Annotated in this window: 1 protein-coding gene and 1 pseudogene; both read left to right on the top strand. The window is 43.5% G+C overall.

The window, feature by feature from the left end; genetic code table 11:
* The coding region (locus tag AUR66_RS22640; protein ID WP_231727878.1) for a hypothetical protein at positions 1-308 on the top strand (308 nt) is incomplete at its 5' end.
* 220 nt (positions 309-528) lie between these two features.
* Positions 529-933, top strand: a pseudogene (locus AUR66_RS23280) (restriction endonuclease); the annotation flags it as partial.
* Positions 934-1185: the final 252 nt, after the last annotated feature.

Below are 1185 nucleotides of genomic sequence, written 5' to 3'. Positions count from 1 at the left end.
TTACTGTGCCTGAGGTGGTCGCTAAGTTCAGTGAAGGGTTACGAGGATTTTCGGAGTCTCCGCTTTGGCTTTGTACGAAGTGCTATAGAGACGTATTAAAATCAAACACAAATCTCACTGATAAGGAAGCAACTGCTATTGCGTATTTCATGCATTCGTCAACTAATGACCCAGCAGATGCGATTGGTTTTGAAGAGGACGAGATGGGGTCAATCATCGGCACAGTACAAAAAGACGTGTCTGAGGCGAGAGTGTTAGTTAACCTCGTTGGGAATATTCAGTGGACAGTCAATACGTATACAGACTAATTCTGCATGAAACCTAACACGGTAGTCAGAACATGTTGAGCTACATCTAGCATGATATGTGCGGGAATTATTATTGAACTGTAACAATCAAACATATTATGGCCGGAGAGTGGTTTGAAATGCAACTCTTCAGATATTACAAAAAAGAAGGATACGAAGTTTATCTAACCACAAAGACGAATAATAATGGCACCGATCTACTTTTAAAAACGGTGGGCGAACGATTGCAGTCCAAGCAAAAGGATATGCTACGGACAACAAAGTGAGCAGTTCGGCAGTTCAGAAAGCTTCGGGGCTGTTAGCCCGAAATGATATTGACGAAGTTAGAGTAGTTACTACCAGTTCATTCACAACTCCGGGACAGGGAGTCGCCCAAAATCGAGGTGTGAAACTCACCACAGTGAGTGCAGGGTCACAGCAGACTAAAAGACAGAGTCAATATCAGAAACCCGAATCTGCAAACACCAGCACTGTACGAAGGAAAATTTCCAGAAGCAATACGTCACGGATATCCTTTCTTGATAGGACAATAGGAGAGTATACGTTCACCACATTGTGGGGCGAATATAAAGGCCAATGGGTGGCTTTCGTACTATCACCATTTCAAGGATTGCGAGTTACCTGAAGAGAAACCCGGACCGCTTTCTGACGACCAATGGACGAAAGTTCAATAGAGGATTGAACAGTTGTAGAATGACTGGCCTTTGTACAGTACTTCCGGAGTTGGTGACAAGGCCGAATAATAAACGAGCGTCAAGGCTACTACAGGGTAGACTCACCCACTTTGAAAAGAGGATTCGGAAACGTTCGTACTAGCGTATCTTAGCCTTCGTAGCAAAACGGTTGAAATGTGCTAGTACGATTTTATTTGACATTG

Origin of the sequence: Haloferax profundi (assembly GCF_001469865.1) — an archaeon.
In the GTDB taxonomy this organism is placed as follows: Archaea; Halobacteriota; Halobacteria; order Halobacteriales; family Haloferacaceae; genus Haloferax; species Haloferax profundi.
This window is presented reverse-complemented; position numbering and strand designations above follow the sequence as displayed.